This window comes from Arthrobacter sp. 05T442 (assembly GCF_056395945.1).
In genome coordinates this window covers 1-430 of the sequence record NZ_JBFTKM010000066.1, presented here as the reverse complement: position 1 = coordinate 430, position 430 = coordinate 1, and the positions used below count along the sequence as shown (strand labels likewise).

At 76.5% G+C, this 430-nt stretch carries 1 protein-coding gene; it reads right to left on the bottom strand.

Annotation, left to right across the window (positions count from 1 at the left end):
- Positions 1-430: DUF222 domain-containing protein (locus AC1DES_RS19205; protein WP_476897285.1), on the bottom strand; the 430-nt coding region annotated here is incomplete at both ends.

Below are 430 nucleotides of genomic sequence, written 5' to 3'. Positions count from 1 at the left end.
CCGCCGAGGACGACGGGGATGATGTCCGCGTCGCAGGCGATCTTCCGGACCGTGGAGGCCGTGACGGGCCCGGTGAACAGCAGGGTCCCCGTGTGCTCGAACGTCCGGCCTGCCTGCCCCGGGCCTGCCTGCTCCGGGCCGCCTGCCTGGGCGCTGGCCGGGGCGCCCGCCGGGCCCGCGGATCCCGGACCGCTTGCCTGGGCGCCCGCCGACGCGCCGAGGCGGGCAAGGAGGTCCCGGTAATCGATGGTGACCATGACCTGCGGGCGCAGCCCTCCCGTGGCGGGCAGCGAACCGGCCGCGAGGGCGGCCTTGCAGGCACCGACCAGCCCGTCGAGCAGCTTCTGCGGCCGCGACCGCAGGTCCAGGCCGGCCTCGCCGGGGTCATCCTCCGAAGCGGCGTGATTTCCCGCAGCGGCGGCGGCCACGA